This window comes from Micromonospora fluostatini (assembly GCF_050410825.1).
Lineage (GTDB): Bacteria > Actinomycetota > Actinomycetes > Mycobacteriales > Micromonosporaceae > Micromonospora > Micromonospora rosaria.
This window is the reverse complement of sequence record NZ_CP191251.1, coordinates 4,605,707-4,621,373: the sequence shown is the minus strand read 5'-3', so window position 1 is coordinate 4,621,373 and position 15,667 is coordinate 4,605,707. Positions and strand designations below refer to the sequence as shown.

Annotated in this window: 16 protein-coding genes; 11 read left to right on the top strand and 5 right to left on the bottom strand. The window is 72.6% G+C overall.

Going from position 1 to position 15,667, the window contains the following annotated elements; genetic code table 11:
* Positions 1–170 precede the first annotated feature (170 nt).
* The 4 genes from ACQUFX_RS20170 to ACQUFX_RS20155 are packed head-to-tail and all read left to right on the top strand — an operon-like array spanning position 171 to position 5,112.
* A complete protein-coding gene (locus ACQUFX_RS20170) occupies positions 171–2,015 on the top strand; it encodes a phosphoenolpyruvate carboxykinase (GTP) (protein WP_428961910.1) in 1,845 nt (614 codons plus the stop codon).
* Between the two features lie 59 nt (positions 2,016–2,074).
* Positions 2,075–3,142 (top strand): hypothetical protein, encoded by a 1,068-nt coding sequence (locus tag ACQUFX_RS20165; RefSeq protein ID WP_428961909.1) that lies wholly within the window; start codon positions 2,075–2,077, stop codon positions 3,140–3,142.
* Between the two features lie 25 nt (positions 3,143–3,167).
* Positions 3,168–4,310, top strand: a complete 1,143-nt coding sequence (locus ACQUFX_RS20160) for a geranylgeranyl reductase family protein (protein WP_428961908.1) — start codon at positions 3,168–3,170, stop codon at positions 4,308–4,310.
* Positions 4,311–4,341: 31 nt separating this feature from the next.
* The gene (locus tag ACQUFX_RS20155) at positions 4,342–5,112 is read left to right on the top strand and encodes an isoprenyl transferase (RefSeq protein ID WP_067364235.1); all 771 of its coding nucleotides are present in this window, start codon (positions 4,342–4,344) and stop codon (positions 5,110–5,112) included.
* A 144-nt stretch (positions 5,113–5,256) separates the two neighbouring features.
* Here the strand turns inward: ACQUFX_RS20155 and otsB are convergent, their stop codons facing one another.
* From otsB to ACQUFX_RS20140, 3 genes are all read right to left on the bottom strand, one after another.
* A complete protein-coding gene (otsB, locus tag ACQUFX_RS20150; protein WP_428961907.1) occupies positions 5,257–6,081 on the bottom strand; it encodes a trehalose-phosphatase in 825 nt (274 codons plus the stop codon).
* Between the two features lie 114 nt (positions 6,082–6,195).
* Positions 6,196–6,549 carry a hypothetical protein gene (locus ACQUFX_RS20145; RefSeq protein WP_067364230.1) on the bottom strand — a complete coding sequence of 118 codons (354 nt, stop codon included), beginning with the start codon at positions 6,547–6,549 and terminating at the stop codon, positions 6,196–6,198.
* A gap of 186 nt (positions 6,550–6,735) precedes the next feature.
* Positions 6,736–7,176, bottom strand: a complete 441-nt coding sequence (locus ACQUFX_RS20140) for a helix-turn-helix domain-containing protein (RefSeq protein WP_067364271.1) — start codon at positions 7,174–7,176, stop codon at positions 6,736–6,738.
* A 264-nt stretch (positions 7,177–7,440) separates the two neighbouring features.
* Between ACQUFX_RS20140 and ACQUFX_RS20135 the strand changes: the two genes are divergently transcribed.
* The 5 genes from ACQUFX_RS20135 to ACQUFX_RS20115 all read left to right on the top strand — a co-directional run bounded on the left by ACQUFX_RS20135 (position 7,441) and on the right by ACQUFX_RS20115 (position 11,708).
* Positions 7,441–7,782 carry a hypothetical protein gene (locus ACQUFX_RS20135; protein ID WP_428961906.1) on the top strand — a complete coding sequence of 114 codons (342 nt, stop codon included), beginning with the start codon at positions 7,441–7,443 and terminating at the stop codon, positions 7,780–7,782.
* A 31-nt stretch (positions 7,783–7,813) separates the two neighbouring features.
* Positions 7,814–8,137, top strand: a complete 324-nt coding sequence (locus ACQUFX_RS20130; RefSeq protein ID WP_428961905.1) for a hypothetical protein — start codon at positions 7,814–7,816, stop codon at positions 8,135–8,137.
* A gap of 366 nt (positions 8,138–8,503) precedes the next feature.
* Positions 8,504–9,919 carry a PhoH family protein gene (locus ACQUFX_RS20125; RefSeq protein WP_428961904.1) on the top strand — a complete coding sequence of 472 codons (1,416 nt, stop codon included), beginning with the start codon at positions 8,504–8,506 and terminating at the stop codon, positions 9,917–9,919.
* Between the two features lie 294 nt (positions 9,920–10,213).
* Positions 10,214–10,933: an aggregation-promoting factor C-terminal-like domain-containing protein gene (locus tag ACQUFX_RS20120; RefSeq protein WP_428961903.1), complete on the top strand. Its 720-nt coding sequence runs from the start codon at positions 10,214–10,216 to the stop codon at positions 10,931–10,933.
* Positions 10,934–11,060: 127 nt separating this feature from the next.
* Positions 11,061–11,708 (top strand): rhomboid family intramembrane serine protease, encoded by a 648-nt coding sequence (locus ACQUFX_RS20115; RefSeq protein ID WP_428961902.1) that lies wholly within the window; start codon positions 11,061–11,063, stop codon positions 11,706–11,708.
* A gap of 109 nt (positions 11,709–11,817) precedes the next feature.
* On the opposite strand, the gene ACQUFX_RS20110 is transcribed toward ACQUFX_RS20115, so the two are convergent.
* On the bottom strand, positions 11,818–12,729 hold the full coding sequence (locus ACQUFX_RS20110; protein ID WP_428961901.1) for a DMT family transporter: 912 nt from the start codon (positions 12,727–12,729) through the stop codon (positions 11,818–11,820).
* A 46-nt stretch (positions 12,730–12,775) separates the two neighbouring features.
* A complete protein-coding gene (gene glpX, locus ACQUFX_RS20105) occupies positions 12,776–13,807 on the bottom strand; it encodes a class II fructose-bisphosphatase (protein ID WP_067364213.1) in 1,032 nt (343 codons plus the stop codon).
* A gap of 175 nt (positions 13,808–13,982) precedes the next feature.
* On the opposite strand from glpX, the gene ACQUFX_RS20100 reads away from it, so the two are divergent.
* Both ACQUFX_RS20100 and ACQUFX_RS20095 read left to right on the top strand, forming a co-directional pair.
* A complete protein-coding gene (locus ACQUFX_RS20100) occupies positions 13,983–14,636 on the top strand; it encodes a DUF4245 domain-containing protein (RefSeq protein WP_428961900.1) in 654 nt (217 codons plus the stop codon).
* Between the two features lie 145 nt (positions 14,637–14,781).
* Positions 14,782–15,659, top strand: a protein-coding gene (locus ACQUFX_RS20095) for an IS5 family transposase (protein ID WP_428966897.1) whose coding sequence is annotated in 2 segments (ribosomal slippage) — positions 14,782–15,178 and positions 15,178–15,659 — 879 coding nt in all. Because the reading frame shifts where the segments join, the coding sequence is not laid out codon by codon here.
* Positions 15,660–15,667: the final 8 nt, after the last annotated feature.

Sequence of the window (15,667 nt, the reverse complement as noted above, 5' to 3'; positions counted from 1 at the left end):
CACTCCCGCCGTACCTTGTGCAGTTCTTCACAACCAGTCCGACTGACTCGCCGGGCAGCCCGGTCTACCCTGAGCCCAATCCCAGGTTTTCACGACGGCGACGCGGCTCGCGCCCGCCAGAACTCGTGCATCCCACAGCCCGGTCAGCGTCGACCACAAGGAGATGTGTCATGGTTGCTCCGGCTACTGTTCGCGGAATCGATCAGGCCCCGACGTCCCACCCCAAACTGCTCGCCTGGGTGAAAGAAGTCGCCGAACTGACCACCCCGGACCGTGTGGTCTGGGTGGACGGTTCCGACGAGGAATGGCGTCGGCTCACCGACGAACTGGTCGAGGCCGGCACCCTGATCCGGCTGAACCCGGAAAAGAAACCGAACTCGTTCTATGCCCGTACCGATCCGTCGGACGTGGCCCGGGTGGAGGAACGCACCTTCATCTGCTCGGTGGACGAGGCGGACGCCGGCCCCACCAACAACTGGATGGCGCCGGCCGAGATGAAGCGGACGATGACGGAGCTGTACCGCGGCAGCATGCGCGGGCGCACCATGTACGTCATCCCGTTCGTGATGGGCCCGGTCGAGGCCGAGAAGCCGATGTTCGGTGTCGAGATCACCGACAGCCCGTACGTGGTCGCCTCCATGCGGATCATGACCCGGATGGGATCGAAGATCCTGGCGGCGATGGGCGACGACGCGGACTTCGTGCACGCGCTGCACTCCATCGGCGCCCCGCTCGCCCCGGGCCAGCAGGACGTGGCGTGGCCGTGCAACGAGACCAAGTACATCTCGCACTTCCCGGAGACCCGGGAGATCTGGTCGTACGGCTCCGGGTACGGCGGCAACTCGCTGCTCGGCAAGAAGTGCTACTCGCTGCGGATCGCCAGCGTGATGGGGCGGGACGAGGGCTGGCTCGCCGAGCACATGCTGATCCTGAAGATCACCTCTCCGGAGGGCCGGACGTACCACATCGCCGGGGCCTTCCCCTCGGCCTGCGGCAAGACCAACCTGGCCATGCTGGAGCCGACCCTGCCCGGCTGGAAGGTCGAGACCATCGGCGACGACATCGCCTGGATGAGGTTCGGCCCGGACGGTCGCCTCTACGCGGTCAACCCGGAGTACGGCCTCTTCGGCGTCGCGCCGGGCACCGACTGGAAGACCAACGCCAACGCGATGCGCACCCTGGACCGGGGCAACTCGGTCTTCACCAACGTGGCGCTCACCGACGACGGGGACATCTGGTGGGAGGGGATGGGTGAGCCGCCGGCCCACCTGACCGACTGGAAGGGCAACGACTGGACGCCGGAGAGCGAGGGGCTCTCCTCGCACGCGAACAGCCGGTTCTGCACCCCGATCACCCAGTGCCCGATCCTCTCCGACGACTACTACGACCCGAACGGGGTGCCGATCGACGCGATCCTCTTCGGCGGTCGGCGGCGGGACACCGTACCGCTGGTGACCGAGGCCCGGGACTGGGTGCACGGCGTGTACCTGGGCGCGACGCTCTCCTCGGAGACCACCGCCGCCGCCTCCGGCGCGGTCGGCGTGGTGCGCCGGGACCCGATGGCGATGCTGCCGTTCATCGGCTACCACGCGGGCGACTACTTCCGGCACTGGATCGAGATGGGCAAGGGCGCCGACGGCGACGAGGCCAAGCTGCCGAAGGTCTACTACGTCAACTGGTTCCGCAAGGACGCCGAGGGCAACTTCCTGTGGCCGGGCTTCGGGGAGAACTCCCGGGTGCTGAAGTGGGTCGTCGAGCGGATCGAGGGCCGCGCCGACGCGGTGGAGACCCCGATCGGGATGGTCCCCGCCCAGGACGCGCTGGACGTCGACGGTCTGGACATGACCCCGGAGGACGTCCGGATCGCGCTGAAGGTCGACCCGGAGGAGTGGCGCCGGGAGCTTCCGCTGGTCACCGAGTGGTTCGAGAAGTTCGGCGACAAGCTGCCGGGCGTGCTCTGGGCCGAGCTGGACGCGCTGCGGGCCCGACTGGACGCGGAGGCGCCGCAGCGCTGAGCCGTCGGCCGTCGCCCCCGCGGGCGGTGGGTTGCCCGGACCGGGCACCATCGGGTGCCATGGAACCGCCCCGGGCAGCGTCGGACGGCACCCGCACCGGGTCGGACGGCACGGGTGCCGCGTCGGGTGGCACGAGCACGGCCCGGGTGCCCAGGGGCGCCCCGGAGACGGCCGCCGGGACCGCGCAGGTCCGGCGGCCGTCCGCCGTCCGCGCGCTGGTCGTGCTGCTCGGCGTGACCGCCGCCGCCACCGTCGCGGTCGAGCTGCTCAACTTCTGGTACGCCCCGGAGCAGGGGTACGGGCTCGCGGTGCGGACCGGCTGGGCGCTGCTGCGTACCCTCGGTTTCCTGGTGTTGATCGGGCACGTGCGGCGGGGGCGGGTGGCGGCCCGGCCGCTCGGCCTGATCCTCGCCGTGACCACCGTCTTCGCGGTGGGCCGGCTGATCGTCCCCCGGGAGGGGGTGCCGCCGCTGCCCGGCCTGGTCGGGTTCACCCTGCTCGGCGGGCTCTGCGCCACCGTGGTCTGGTTGCTGTACCGCTCGCCGGGGGTCACCGCGCACCTGGTCCGGCACCGGAAGGGCCTGGTCTTCGCCGACCGCCGGCTCGCCTGGCGGGAGGTCGTCCCGAGACGTCCCGAGACGACCGGGTGGCTGCTCACCAGTCGGGTCGCCGCGCTCACCTACAGCCCGCTGATGCTGGTGCCGGCGCTGGTCGCCGCCGGGGCGGTGCTGGACGGGCGGCTGCTCGCCGTGCCGGCGGTGCTGTTCTGGTTCGCCGCCGGGATCGCGGTCAGCTACCTGACCCTGCTCTGCACGGCGTTCCTGCTGCGTGGTCACCGCTGGGCCCGCCGCCTGCTGGTGGTGATCACCCTCGGCGTCCTCGCCGTCCACCTGCCGCTGTGCTGGTGGCTCCTCGGCCTCGACGGCCTGCTCCGCGACGCCACCCCCCTCGTGGCCGCCGCCATCCTGGCTCTCTACTCCCTCCACCGTGCTCCGCCCACCCCACCCACCCCCGCACAGCCCTCACCCGAGCGCCGGTTGATCAAGGGTTTTCGGTCGGTCCTTCGTGGGTCCTCACCGAAACCCCTTGATCAACGCCGAAACGCCCTTGATCAGAACGGTGGATGAAAGGGGTAAAGAGGAGAATAAGGGGGTGGGGGATGAATTCGACGTGGTGGTGGTGGGAGCGGGGCCGGCGGGGTCGGCGGCGGCGTTGGCCGCGCGGCGGGGTGGGGCGCGGGTGCTGCTGCTGGACCGCGCCGACTTTCCCCGGGACAAGGCGTGCGGCGACGGGATCGCGGCGCACGCGCTGGACGTCCTCGACGCGCTGGGGGTGACCGGCGCGGTCGACGGGTACGCCCCACTGCCCGCGCTGCGTCTGGTCGGGCCGGGCGGGGGCGAGGTGGCCCGACCACTGCCCCGGCCGGCGTACACGGTGCCCCGGGCGGTCTTCGACGCCCGGCTGGTCGCGGCGGCGGTGGCCGCCGGGGTCGAGCTGCGGCGGCACACCGTACGCCGGGTCGAGGCCGGGGCCGACCGGGTGGTGCTGGACGGCGAACTGGCCGCCCGGGTCGTGGTGGGCGCGGACGGCGCCGGGTCGGTGGTCCGCCGCGCGCTCGGGCAGCCGGCCAACCCCGCCCGCCACCTGGCGCTGGCCATCCGGGGGTACGCCCCGGCGCGGCCCGGCCCGCCCGAACAGTTGATCATCACGTCGTCGGCCCGCTGGCCGGCGTACGCCTGGTCGTTCCCGATCGGCGACGGTCGGGCGAACGTCGGGTACGGGGAGGTGCTGCGGGGTGACCGGCTGACCCGGGCGGAGCTGCTGGACCGGATGGCGGCGCTGCTGCCGGGGGCCGACCCGGGCACCACCGACCGGCTGCGCGCGCACCACCTGCCGCTCTCCACGCACCGACCGCCGCCGGCGCGGGGCCGGATCCTGCTCGCCGGGGACGCGCTGTCGTTGATCAACCCGTTCACCGGGGAGGGCATCTTCTACGCCCTGCTCTCCGGGGCGCTGGCCGGCGCGGCGGCGGCCGGGGAGCCGGCGGGGGCGGCCCGGCGGTACGCCGCCGCGCTGCGCCGCCGCCTCGGCACGCACCTGCGGCACAGCTCGACGGCCGCCTGGCTGGCCCGGCACCGGCCGGTCGTCGACGCGGCCGTCCGGGCGGCCGGGCGCGACGACCGGGTCTACTCGACCGTGGTCGAGCTGGGGCTCGGCGACGGTCGGCTGGACGCGCGTACCCTCGGGCGGATCGCCGGGGGGCTCGTCCGGCGGGTTCCGGCTCCGCGGCCCTGACCGTGCGGACGGGTCGCTACTCTGCAAGGTGATGAATCTGCGGGACCTCATGTACTCGGTGTACGAGCGTCGGCTGACCGCCCGGCTCGCTGGTAAGCCGGTGCCCCGGCACGTCGGAGTGATGTGCGACGGCAACCGCCGGTGGGCGCGGGAGATGGGGTTCGTCGACCCGAACGACGGGCACCGGGTCGGTGCCGCCAAGATCAAGCACGTGCTGGGCTGGTGCGACCAGGCCGGTATCGGCCACGTCACGCTCTACCTGCTGGCCACCGACAACCTGCGCCGGCCGGCCAGCGAGCTGGACCCCCTCCTCAAGATCATCGAGGATCTGGTGGTGGAGCTCTCCGAGGTGGGCAACCCGTGGCGGCTGCGGATGGTCGGGGCGCTCGACCTGCTCCCGGCACAGACCGCCACCGCGCTCAAGGCCGCCGAGGAACGGACCCGGGACCGCAGCGGCGGCGCCGAGGTCAACATCGCGGTCGGGTACGGCGGCCGGCGGGAGATCGCCGACGCGGTCCGCTCGCTGCTGATGGAGCACGCGGCGGCCGGCGGCACCCTGGAGGAGCTGGCCGAGACCCTGGACGTCGAGGACATCGCCGAGCACCTCTACACGCGCGGGCAGCCGGACCCCGACCTGGTCATCCGGACCAGTGGCGAGCAGCGCCTCTCCGGGTTCATGCTCTGGCAGTCGGCCCACTCGGAGTTCTACTTCTGCGAGCTGAACTGGCCCGACTTCCGGCACATCGACTTCCTGCGGGCCCTGCGCTCGTACGCCAACCGGCAACGCCGGTTCGGCACCTGACCGGCACTCGACGCGCTCCGGCGCCTGGTGCCTGACCGGGGCGCTCCGGCGCCCGGGAGTCGAGCGGGCGGCCCCGCCGGCCGTATGGCGGTGGGGCCGACCGGGGCGGGCCCGCCCCGGTCGGTAGCGGTGGGTGGGCCGGGCTCAGCTCAGGTGGTGGGCGGCGGTGGTGAGGAAGTCGCCCAGCGCGGCGGGCGAGTCGATGGTCAGGTCGGCGGCCTCGGCCACCTCCTGGCCGGTCTCCGGGTTCGCCACCGCCACGCAGACGCCGAAGAAGTCCGGGTCGGCGGCGGCCCGCGCCCGCAGCGCGGCGAACGCCTTGATGTCCGAGACGTCGTCCCCGAAGTACCAGGCGCCGGCGGCGGACTTCACCGCCTCCCCGATGACCCGGCCCTTGTCCTGGTCGACCGGGGGCTTGAGCTCCAGCACCATCCGCCCCGCCTGCACCCGCAGCCCGAGCCGTTCGGCCTGATCCCGGCCCCAGCGCTCGACGGCGGGGCCCAGCTCCGGCGCGGTGCGGTAGTGCAGCGCCACCGAGAGCCGCTTGTACTCCGTCAGGGTCCCGGGGGGCAACTCGGCACGGGCCAGCTCGGCCAGCTCGGCCATGGTCGGCACCCAGGGCAGGGCGGCCGGCTCGGTCACCGTCTCACCGCCGGAGTGGCTGTGCTCCAGACCGTAGAGCCCGTACAGGTCGACGCCGGGCAGCCCGCCGAAGTGGTCCCGGAGGAAGTCCACCGGCCGGGCGGAGACGATCGCCACCCGCTGCACGGCCGGGGCCAGCGCCTGGATGGCGGCGAGCACCTTCGGCGCGGGCTGCACCGCGGTCGGGTCGTCGTCGACCGGCGCCAGCGTGCCGTCGAAGTCGAAGAAGAGCACGGTCTCGGCGGCACGGGGGGCGGTCGCCCGCCAGGCCTGGTCGGCGTTCAGCGGGGTCTGCGGCTGGTGGTTGCCCAAGTTCAACGGCGGCACGCGCGACAGCGTACCCCGGTTGGGACGCCTCATTCACGGCATCGATCCGACGCCCGGGTGACGCGCAGGCATCGACGAGTGGCATCGCGGGTGTCGCCGGGGCGGCCGGCGGGGTCACCGTTCGGCGGCGTCCCGGCCGGGGCGGACGAACGGCACCACGGTCGCCTCCCGATCGTGGTGGAGCAGATACCCCTCGACGAAGCCCGCGTTCCGGTCGCCGGCCCGGGCCTCGATCTCGTCGAGCCGGCCCACCAGGAACTCGGTGATCGCGGTGAGCCGGTCGTTGAGCCGGTCGTTCAGCTCGGCGAGGACGGCCAGGACGACGGCGGTGCCGGCGACGGTGAGCGCGAGCAGGTTGACGGGCAGCGGCAACTCCCCGCCGTCGACCAGGCCGAGCACCACGTTTCCGGTCAGCCACCCGGTCAGGGAGACCGACGCGATCACGACTGCCAACCATTTCAGGGTCATGGACAGACCCCTCCTTCTGTCCCGCAGGGCTTGGTTCGGCCGTGTCCCGTCCCCCCGCCGACGACGAGCCCAAGCAGCACACTCTGGACGCTAGCGCGCGGCGTCCGACCCCGGAGCGAAACCTTCGGTACCGGTCGACCGTTCTTTCGCCATCTGAGAACTGGCCGGGCCAGGGCGTTTCCCTTCTCAGCCGGCCTTTCGGCCCCGTTTCCGCCCGTCGAGGGGCAACGTCGGGCGGTACGCCAGATACCGGATGGTCTCCCTGATGTGGAACTTCTCCGCGTCGGAGACGTTCGGGTCGACCAGGCGGCGCAGCAGCGCCTCGACGTCCGGGTCCATCGGGGGCGGGGTGGGGGCGCTGCGCGGCGGGGCGGTGCGGTCCCAGCCGAGCGCGGCGAAGGCCGCCGCCGGATTGAGGCCGAGCCCCTCACAGAAGGCCACCACCCGCTCCGCCTCGGGGTCGCTGGCCCAGTCCCCGCGGACCCAGCGGTTGATCGTCTGCCGGGAGACGCCTGTGCGGCGGGACACCTCTGTGCCACTCCAGGCGCGGGTGGCGCGGGCGTCGTCGAGCGCCCGGCGGACGAAGGTGGCGAAGGCGATCTTCCGTGCGTGAGCGGTCCCGGTCACTCCGTGACGGTACGGCCAGTTGCCCACAAGAGGCCAGGCGAGCGCTTTCCTGTCACGTGAAAGTGACGCACTTATCGGCTTTTCCGCGCTCACGATTGCGCCCTTGATCAGGCAATTAGCCGATGCAGAATAGATGTCGGTAGGTGTGACCGTAATCAGACGAAAAGCTGATACTGTCACGTTCATGGGACAATCTACGGTGTGGCACGTGCCGGAGACCGCCAGTGCCCACATGTGTGACGCCCCCGGACCGAGGGGGGTGTGGTGACCGAACTCGCAACCCGTGCCCAGACGTTCGGCCTGGTCGCGGAGGGGGTGGCCACGGGCCTCAGCGCCCCGTGGCGGCTGTACCTCGCACGGGGCTGCCGTTACCTGTCGCTGACCGTCGGCGACCGCGCCGAGTGGGACGCCTGGCGTGCCCACCTCGGCTGCCCGGAGGTGAGCGTCCGGGTCTACGACGCGGGCGGCGAGATCCGCCGGGTCTCGGTGGCCGAGGTCGTCGTGGACGGCTGCCAGATCAGTGTGGAGCTGGTCGAGGAGGTCGGCACCGGCGACCTCGAACGGCTCCTGACCACCGACCACCTCGCCGAACCGGAGGAACGATGAGTCGGCCGACACGACGGAGCGGAGCCGCCGGATGAGTCCCTTCCTCGTGGTCTTCCTCGTCCTGCTGCTCGGGTCGAGCAGCTACGCGGCCGGGCGGTTGCACGGGCAGCTCAGCTACCGGATCGGGTACCGGTTCGGGTACCGGCAGGGCTACTTCGACGGCGACCGGGGCGCCTGGAACCGGCGGCGCCGGGACGCGCAGGCGGCCATCGCCTCCGCGCTCGCGGCCCCCGCCCGCCAGGTCGGGCCGGCGACCCGGCCGGGGACCACGTACACCGGGTCCTCGTCCGTCGTGCCGCCCACCCCGGCCAGCGGCCGGTACCCCGCCGGCACGCTCGTGCAGCGGACCGGGTGACCGGTCCCCGAGACCCGGTGCGCCGTCCGCGGCGGACGCGCACCGTGGGGCCACGCCGGACCCCTGGCGATGGTCCCGCCGGCCGGGATGCGCGCAGGGGGCAGGCATCCCGGCCGGCCCGCCGCCCCCGCCCGCCGGCCGCCCCGGCGGCTCTGTTAACGTGTTCGTTTTCGAAGATCCGCGGTCGAACCCTAGCCCCGGCGCGGTTGCGCCGCTAGCGTCTAGGCATGGCACGGGGTTCTCCCGGGCCAGCCGGCCAGCCCGGATCTGCGACCTCGCGCACGGGGCCCGCATCCGACCCCGTGTCCCCGGGCACCGGAGGAGCGGGAACGCGGGTGGCGGGTGCCCATCCGTCGGAGCAGGCCTGTGACGACTCGCCGTACCGATGCCGGGGCCGACCAGACCCCGGCCGCGAAAGCCACGACCCGCCGTGCCACCCGGAGCCGCCGTTCGGCGGCTGCCGCGCCGGCCGAACCCAAGGAGCCCCGACCAGCGGGCCAGACGTACGTCCTGGACACCTCGGTGCTGCTGTCCGACCCGGCGGCCTTCCACCGGTTCGCCGAGCACGAGGTGGTCCTGCCGCTGGTGGTCATCTCCGAGCTGGAGGGCAAGCGACACCATCCGGAGCTGGGCTGGTTCGCCCGGCAGTCGCTGCGGATGCTGGACGAACTGCGGATCGCGCACGGTCGACTGGACCAGCCGGTGCCGGCCAACGACACCGGTGGGACGCTGCGGGTGGAGCTGAACCACACCGACGACGGGGTGCTGCCGCCGGGGTTCCGCACCGAGTCCAACGACGCCCGCATCCTCTCCGTCGCGCTGAACCTCGCCGCCGAGGGGCGGCAGGTCACCCTGGTCAGCAAGGACATGCCGCTGCGGGTCAAGGCGGCCTCGGTGGGCCTGCACGCCGACGAGTACCGGCACGGCCAGGCCAGTGACCCGACCTGGACCGGAATGGCCGAGCTGGAGCTGGCCGAGGAGCAGATCGGCGCGCTGTACGGCGGAGAGGCCCTCGACCTGGACGAGGCCGCCGGGCTGCCCTGCCACACCGGGCTGGTGCTGCACTCGGCGCGGGGCTCGGCGCTCGGCCGGGTGCTGCCGGACAAGACGGTACGGCTGGTCCGGGGCGACCGGGAGGCGTTCGGCGTGCACGGTCGCTCGGCCGAGCAACGGGTCGCCCTCGACCTGCTGCTGGACGAGTCGATCGGGATCGTCTCGCTCGGCGGGCGGGCCGGCACCGGCAAGTCGGCGCTGGCGCTCTGCGCGGGGCTGGAGGCGGTGATGGAGCGCCGCCGGCACAAGAAGGTGGTCGTCTTCCGCCCGCTGTACGCCGTCGGCGGGCAGGAACTGGGCTACCTGCCCGGGTCCGAGTCGGAGAAGATGTCGCCCTGGGCGCAGGCGGTCTTCGACACCCTCGGTGCCGTGGTGCACGAGAACGTGCTGGAGGAGGTGACCTCCCGGGGCATCCTGGAGGTGCTGCCGCTGACCCACATCCGGGGCCGGAGCCTGCACGACGCCTTCGTGATCGTGGACGAGGCCCAGTCGCTGGAGCGGGGCGTCCTGCTCACCGTGCTGTCCCGGATCGGCCAGGGGTCGCGGGTGGTGCTCACGCACGACGTGGCCCAACGGGACAACCTGCGGGTGGGGCGGCACGACGGGGTGACGGCGGTCATCGAGGCGCTGAAGGGGCATCCGCTCTTCGCGCACGTCACCCTCACCCGTTCGGAGCGGTCGCCGATCGCCGCGATGGTCACCGATCTGCTGGAGGACGTCCCGCTCTGACCGGTGTGGCGCGGGCGCTCTGGGCGGTTTTGATGGCATTCTAGGTGTGGTGCAGATCACAATTGATGTCATTGGTTTCCCATCCGCCTCACTGTGCGCGATCGTGTCCCACGAGCGCCCGCGCACCAGGCACATCGCTGGTGATCGTTCGTCACCGGCGGCCACCGGGCACCCGGTGCCGGCTGATGCGTCGGCGGCGACCGGCGACACGGTCGGGGCGCTCACGGTGCCGAGCGGCCCCACGAGGGGCCGGGCCCGGCACCGTGTCCTTGCCCCCGACGAAGGGACCACTTCGTGAGTCGGCTGTGGAGCCGGTTCGGCGCCCGCACGGCCGCTGTCGTGCTGCTCTCCGTGGGCGTTGCCGGCGGCGTCTACCTGGGCGACCACCAGGAGACCCAGCAACAGGGCCTGACCTCGCGAGTCGCGGTCGAGGTCGACCGGGCCGAGCAGGAGTACCAGCGCGAGCGGCAGGCCCTGCACCAGATCCGGTCCGCCCAGCAGCGCAGCGCCGAGTACCAGGCGAAGCTGCGGGCCGCCAAGGCGGCGAAGGAGGCCGCCCAGCGGGCCAAGGAGGCCGAGGCCGCCGCGGCGTCCCGGAAGAAGGCCCGGGAGGAGGCCGCCCGCAAGGCCGCCGAGGAGAAGGCGGCGAAGGAGGCCGCCGCCAAGGCGAACCGGCCGTACGACGGGCCGGTCCCGGACTCCTGCAACGAGTTCAGCGGCCACCGCCGCACCGGCTGCGCGCTGATGGTGCAGGCCGGCCACGGCATCGACCAGTTCCCCTGCCTGAACAAGCTGTGGAACAAGGAGAGCGGCTGGAACCCCCGGGCGCACAACTCCTCCTCCGGGGCACACGGCATCCCCCAGGCGCTGCCGGGCAGCAAGATGGCCTCGGTGGGCTCCGACTGGGAGACCAACCCGGTGACCCAGATCAAGTGGGGCCTCGGCTACATCGAGGGCCGGTACGGCACCCCGTGCAAGGCCTGGGCGAAGTCGCAGAGCTCCGGCTGGTACTGACCGGCGTGACGACGCGACGGCGGGGTCGGGTGGATGACGCCACCCGACCCCGCCGTCGTCGTGCACCGGCCGGATCCGCCCGGTCCCGTAGTGGCGGGTCGCGCCTTTTGCTGATAGCTCTTGGGGGGTGACCTTGGGCCCGGGTGGTAACGACCCCAACCGGTTCGGCACCGAGGCGTTCTACGCCTCGCTGGGCCGAGCCTTCGTCGCCATGTGCGCGGTGGTGCCGATCCTCTTCCTCATCGAGGCCCTCGACGTGTGGCTGGGAGCCGGCTTCGACGCCGCCGCCGGGATCATCCCGCGCAGCATCGAGGGGCTCGACGGGGTCTTCTTCTCCCCGTTCCTGCACCACGGCTTCGACCACCTCTACAGCAACAGCATCCCGCTGATCCTGCTCGGCACCTTCGTGCTGGCCGCCGGCGTCCGCCGGTTCCTCTGGTCGACCCTGGTCATCGTGCTGGTCAGCGGCTTCGGCGTGTGGTTCACCGGGTCACCGAACTCCATCGTGGTCGGCGCCAGCGGCGTGATCTTCGGGTACCTGGGGCTGCTGCTCATGCGCGGCATCGTGGAGCGGAGCTGGTGGAACTTCGCGGTGGTGCTGCTGGTCGGCCTGCTCTACGGGTGGCAGTTGATCGGAATCCTCCCGACCGACGAGCGCATCTCCTGGCAGGGGCACCTGTTCGGGCTGGTCGGCGGGATGGTGGCGGCGATCATCTTCCGCCGTCGTCGCCCCGACCCCGACCCGTACGCCGAGTCCCCGCTGACCATGCCCTGACCCGTGCCGGGCCCCGTGCCCTGACGCGCCGGCCCCCGCCGCTCGGGGGCCTGCCTGTGGTTAACAAGGGGCCCTTCCTCTACCGAAAGGGTTAGGAGGGGGCCCTTCCTTACCGGCGGAGGGGGCCGAGGGTGGCGACCAGCACGGCGACCAGGGTCAGCGCCGCGCCGATCAGGGTCGCCGGGCCCGGCGACGAGGCCGCCGTGGGCAGCAGCAGGTCGAGCAGGACCGCCCCGACGATCTGCCCGGCGATGGTCGCCAGGCCGAGCAGCAGCACCCCGGTCAACCCGACCAGCGCGGCGGCCAGCGCGATGAACGAGACGCCCAGCGGGCCGCCCAGGTAGAGCCACGGCTCGGTGGGGAACGCCGCCCCGGCCGGCCAGCCGCGTACCGCCACCTCCACCGCGAAGGCCGCCAGCAGCGCCGCCGTACCGACGACGAAGTTGACCAGGGTCGCGGTCATGGTGCTGCCGGCGGCGGCCCGGACCCGGCCGTTGACCGCCTGCTGCCAGGCGATGCCGACCCCGGCGAGCAGCGGCAGCACCGCCAGCACCAGGGCGCCCGGGTCACCGAGCCGGTCGCCCACGGCGATCAGCACCGCGAGCACGGTGAGCACCGCGCCGGCCAGCCGGCTGGCGGTGACCCGCTGGGGCCCGCCGGGGCCGACCCCGGCCCGGTCCACCAGCAGACTGCTGCCGGACTGCCCGGCGACCACCGCCACGGTGAACACCGCCACGCCGAGCGTGCCGATGGTCAGCCCCTGGGTGGCGACGAGGAACGCCCCGCACACCCCGCCGAGGCAGTGCCACGGGCGCAACGCCCCCCGGGCGAGGGCGGTCCGCAGGGCGGCCAGCCCGCGTCGCCCGGAGGCGGTGGTGGGCACCAGCACCAGGAGCACCAGCAGCCCCAGCCCGAAGGAGACCACCGCGGCGGCGATCCCGTCCGCGAGCCGGACGCCCAACTCGCCGTTGATCCGGGACTGCACGGCCACCGCGGTGCCGCCGGCGGTCGCCAGCGCCACCCCCGCGATCCGTCGGGCCGGGGGTGGGGAGGGGCGTTCCGTCGTCCTACTCCTGTTCGGCGAGGGGGCGGCCGTCGAAGTCGACCGCCGAGTAGAGGGCCAGCTTCTCCAGCCGGTGGTACGAGTCGATCACGCGGATCGTACCGCTCTTGGAGCGCATCACGATCGACTGGGTGTACGCCCCACCGGCCCGGTAGCTGACCCCGCGCAGCAGGTCGCCGGAGGTGATCCCGGTCGCCACGAAGAAGCAGTTGTCCCCGGTGACCAGGTCGTCGGTGGTGAGCACCCGGTCCAGGTCGTGGCCGGCGGCGAGCGCCTTGGCCCGCTCGTCCTCGTCGCGGGGCCAGAGCTTGGCCTGCATCACCCCGCCCATGCACTTGAGCGCGCAGGCCGCGGTGATCCCCTCCGGCGTGCCGCCGATGCCCATCAGCACGTCGACGCCGGACTCGCCCCGGGCGGCGGCGATCGCGCCGGCGATGTCACCGTCGGAGATGAACCGGATGCCCGCCCCGGTCCGGCGGATCTGCTCGACCAGGTCCGCGTGCCGCGACCGGTCGAGCACGCAGACCGTGACCTCGGACACGTCGGTGCCCTTGGCGCGGGCGATCCGGCGGATGTTCTCCGCCGGGCCGGCCTCGATGTCGACCACGTCCGCGTACGCCGGGCCGACGGCGAGCTTCTCCATGTAGAAGACCGCGCTGGGGTCGAACATCGCGCCCCGCTCGGCGACGGCCAGCACCGCCAGGGCGTTCGGCATGCCCTTGCTCATCAGCGTGGTGCCGTCGATCGGGTCGACCGCGACGTCCACCTCCGGGCCGGTGCCGTCGCCGACCTCCTCGCCGTTGAACAGCATCGGGGCGTTGTCCTTCTCGCCCTCGCCGATCACCACGACGCCCCGCATCGGGATCGAGTTGATCAGCTTGCGCATGGCGTCGACGGCGGCCCCGTCACCGCCCTCCTTGTCGCCCCGACCGACCCACCGACCGGCGGCCATCGCCGCGGCCTCGGTCACCCGGACCAGGTCGAGGGCGAGGTTCCGGTCGAGGTTCTGGGGGATCCGGGTCCTGGTGTTCGTCATGACGGCTCTCCTCGCGACGCTGCGGGGTGGACCGGCGGTACGGCCCCGCTGCCGGCTTTGCCGCTGATCCTCACACGGTGGCCGATTCGGCGTCCGCACACGGTGGTCAATCTAACGCCGGGACAGGGTGGTGGTGGCCCGGTTCCGGGCATCCGGCGGCTGTCAAGATGGAGAGGTGGAGCCCGCACAGCCTGCCAACCGCGTACCCGCCGACCCGACGCCGCCGGACGGCCAGCCGCCGGCGACCCCGGCGACCCCGGCCACCCCGCCGGGCGAGCCCGCGGACGGGGCCGCCCCGCAGGTGGCCCCGGTCGCCCGGGACCGGGGTGGCCGACGCCCCCGGGACATGGCGATCTCGCTGCTCGTGCTGCTGGTCCCGATCGCCCTGCTGCTCGCCTTCTACCGGGGCTTCCTCGGTGGCGACCAGCCGGCCGTGGTCGACACCGCGCCCGCCATCGAGCAGGCCCGCTCGGCGAACCTCTTCCCGATCGACGCACCGACCGGGCTCGACGAGCAGTGGCGGCCGGTCCGGGCCACCTTCCAGTCCGTCGAGGGCGGCTCGAACCTGCGGATCGGGTACGTCACCCCGGAGGGCCGGGGCGCCCAGCTGGTGCAGAGCAACGTACCGGCGGAGCGGCTGCTCCCGGCCGAGCTGACCGCCGAGGGGCAGCCGCAGGGGACGATCGACCTCGACGGGCGCAGTTGGCAGCGGTACACCGCCCGGGGCAACGAGCAGGCGTACGTGCTGCTGGAACCCCAGCGGACGGTGTTGATCGTGGGCGACGCGCGCGACAACGAGCTGCGGCAGTTGGTCACCGCCCTGCGCTAGGGCCTGTGTCGAAGTCGGTGCCGGGGCTTGAGTGGTTGGTTGAGGATCTTGGCGTGTCGGTGTTCGAGACATAGTGAGGTCTCCGGTATCTGGTTCAGCGACCAAGCAGAACCCGAACACCGGAGACCTCGTGGACACCCTAGCGGTGACGAGGCGGCATGACCTGACCGACGCACAGTGGGTGGCGCTGGAGCCGCTGCTGCCTGTGGGGCGTAGGCCAGGTCGACCGTCGACATGGACGAAACGGCAGCTCATTGATGGGATCCGGTGGCGGATACGGGTCGGTGCCCCGTGGCGGGACGTTCCGGAGTGTTACGGGTCCTGGGCTGCGGCGTATGCGCTGTTCCGGCGGTGGCAGCGTGATGGGACCTGGGCGAGGATCCTGACCGCGTTGCAGGCCCTCGCTGACGTGGCCGGACGTGTCGTGTGGGACGTGTCGGTGGACTCGACGGTCGCCCGAGCGCACCAGCACGCCGCTGGGGCGCGTAAAAGGGGGATCTGCAGGCCGAGCCGCCGGGCGGGGTCACGGTCGAACCGGCCGATCACGCGCTCGGCCGGTCACGGGGTGGGCTGACCACGAAGGTGCACCTGGCCTGTGAGCAGGGACAGAAGCCGCTGTCGATCGTGTTGACCGCCGGGCAGCGTGGGGACAGCCCGCAGTTCATGGCGGTGCTCGACGGGATCCGGGTGCCCCGACTCGGCGGCGGCCGGCCCCGGACCCGCCCGGACCGGGTTCTCGCTGACAAGGCGTACACGTCGAAGGCCAACCGCCGCTACCTGCGCCGACGTGGCATCAGGGCGACGATCCCGTCGAAGGCCGACCAGGACGCGAACCGGCGCAAGCTGGGGTCGAAGGGCGGCCGGCCACCGGCCTTCGACCAGCAGCGGTACAAGCAGCGTCACGCCGTGGAGTGCGGCATCAACCGCCTCAAACGCCACCGTGCCGTGGCCACCCGCTTCGACAAACTCGCCGTGCGCTACGAAGCCACCGTGCACGTCGCCGCGATCAACGAGTGGCTGTGACCGACTTC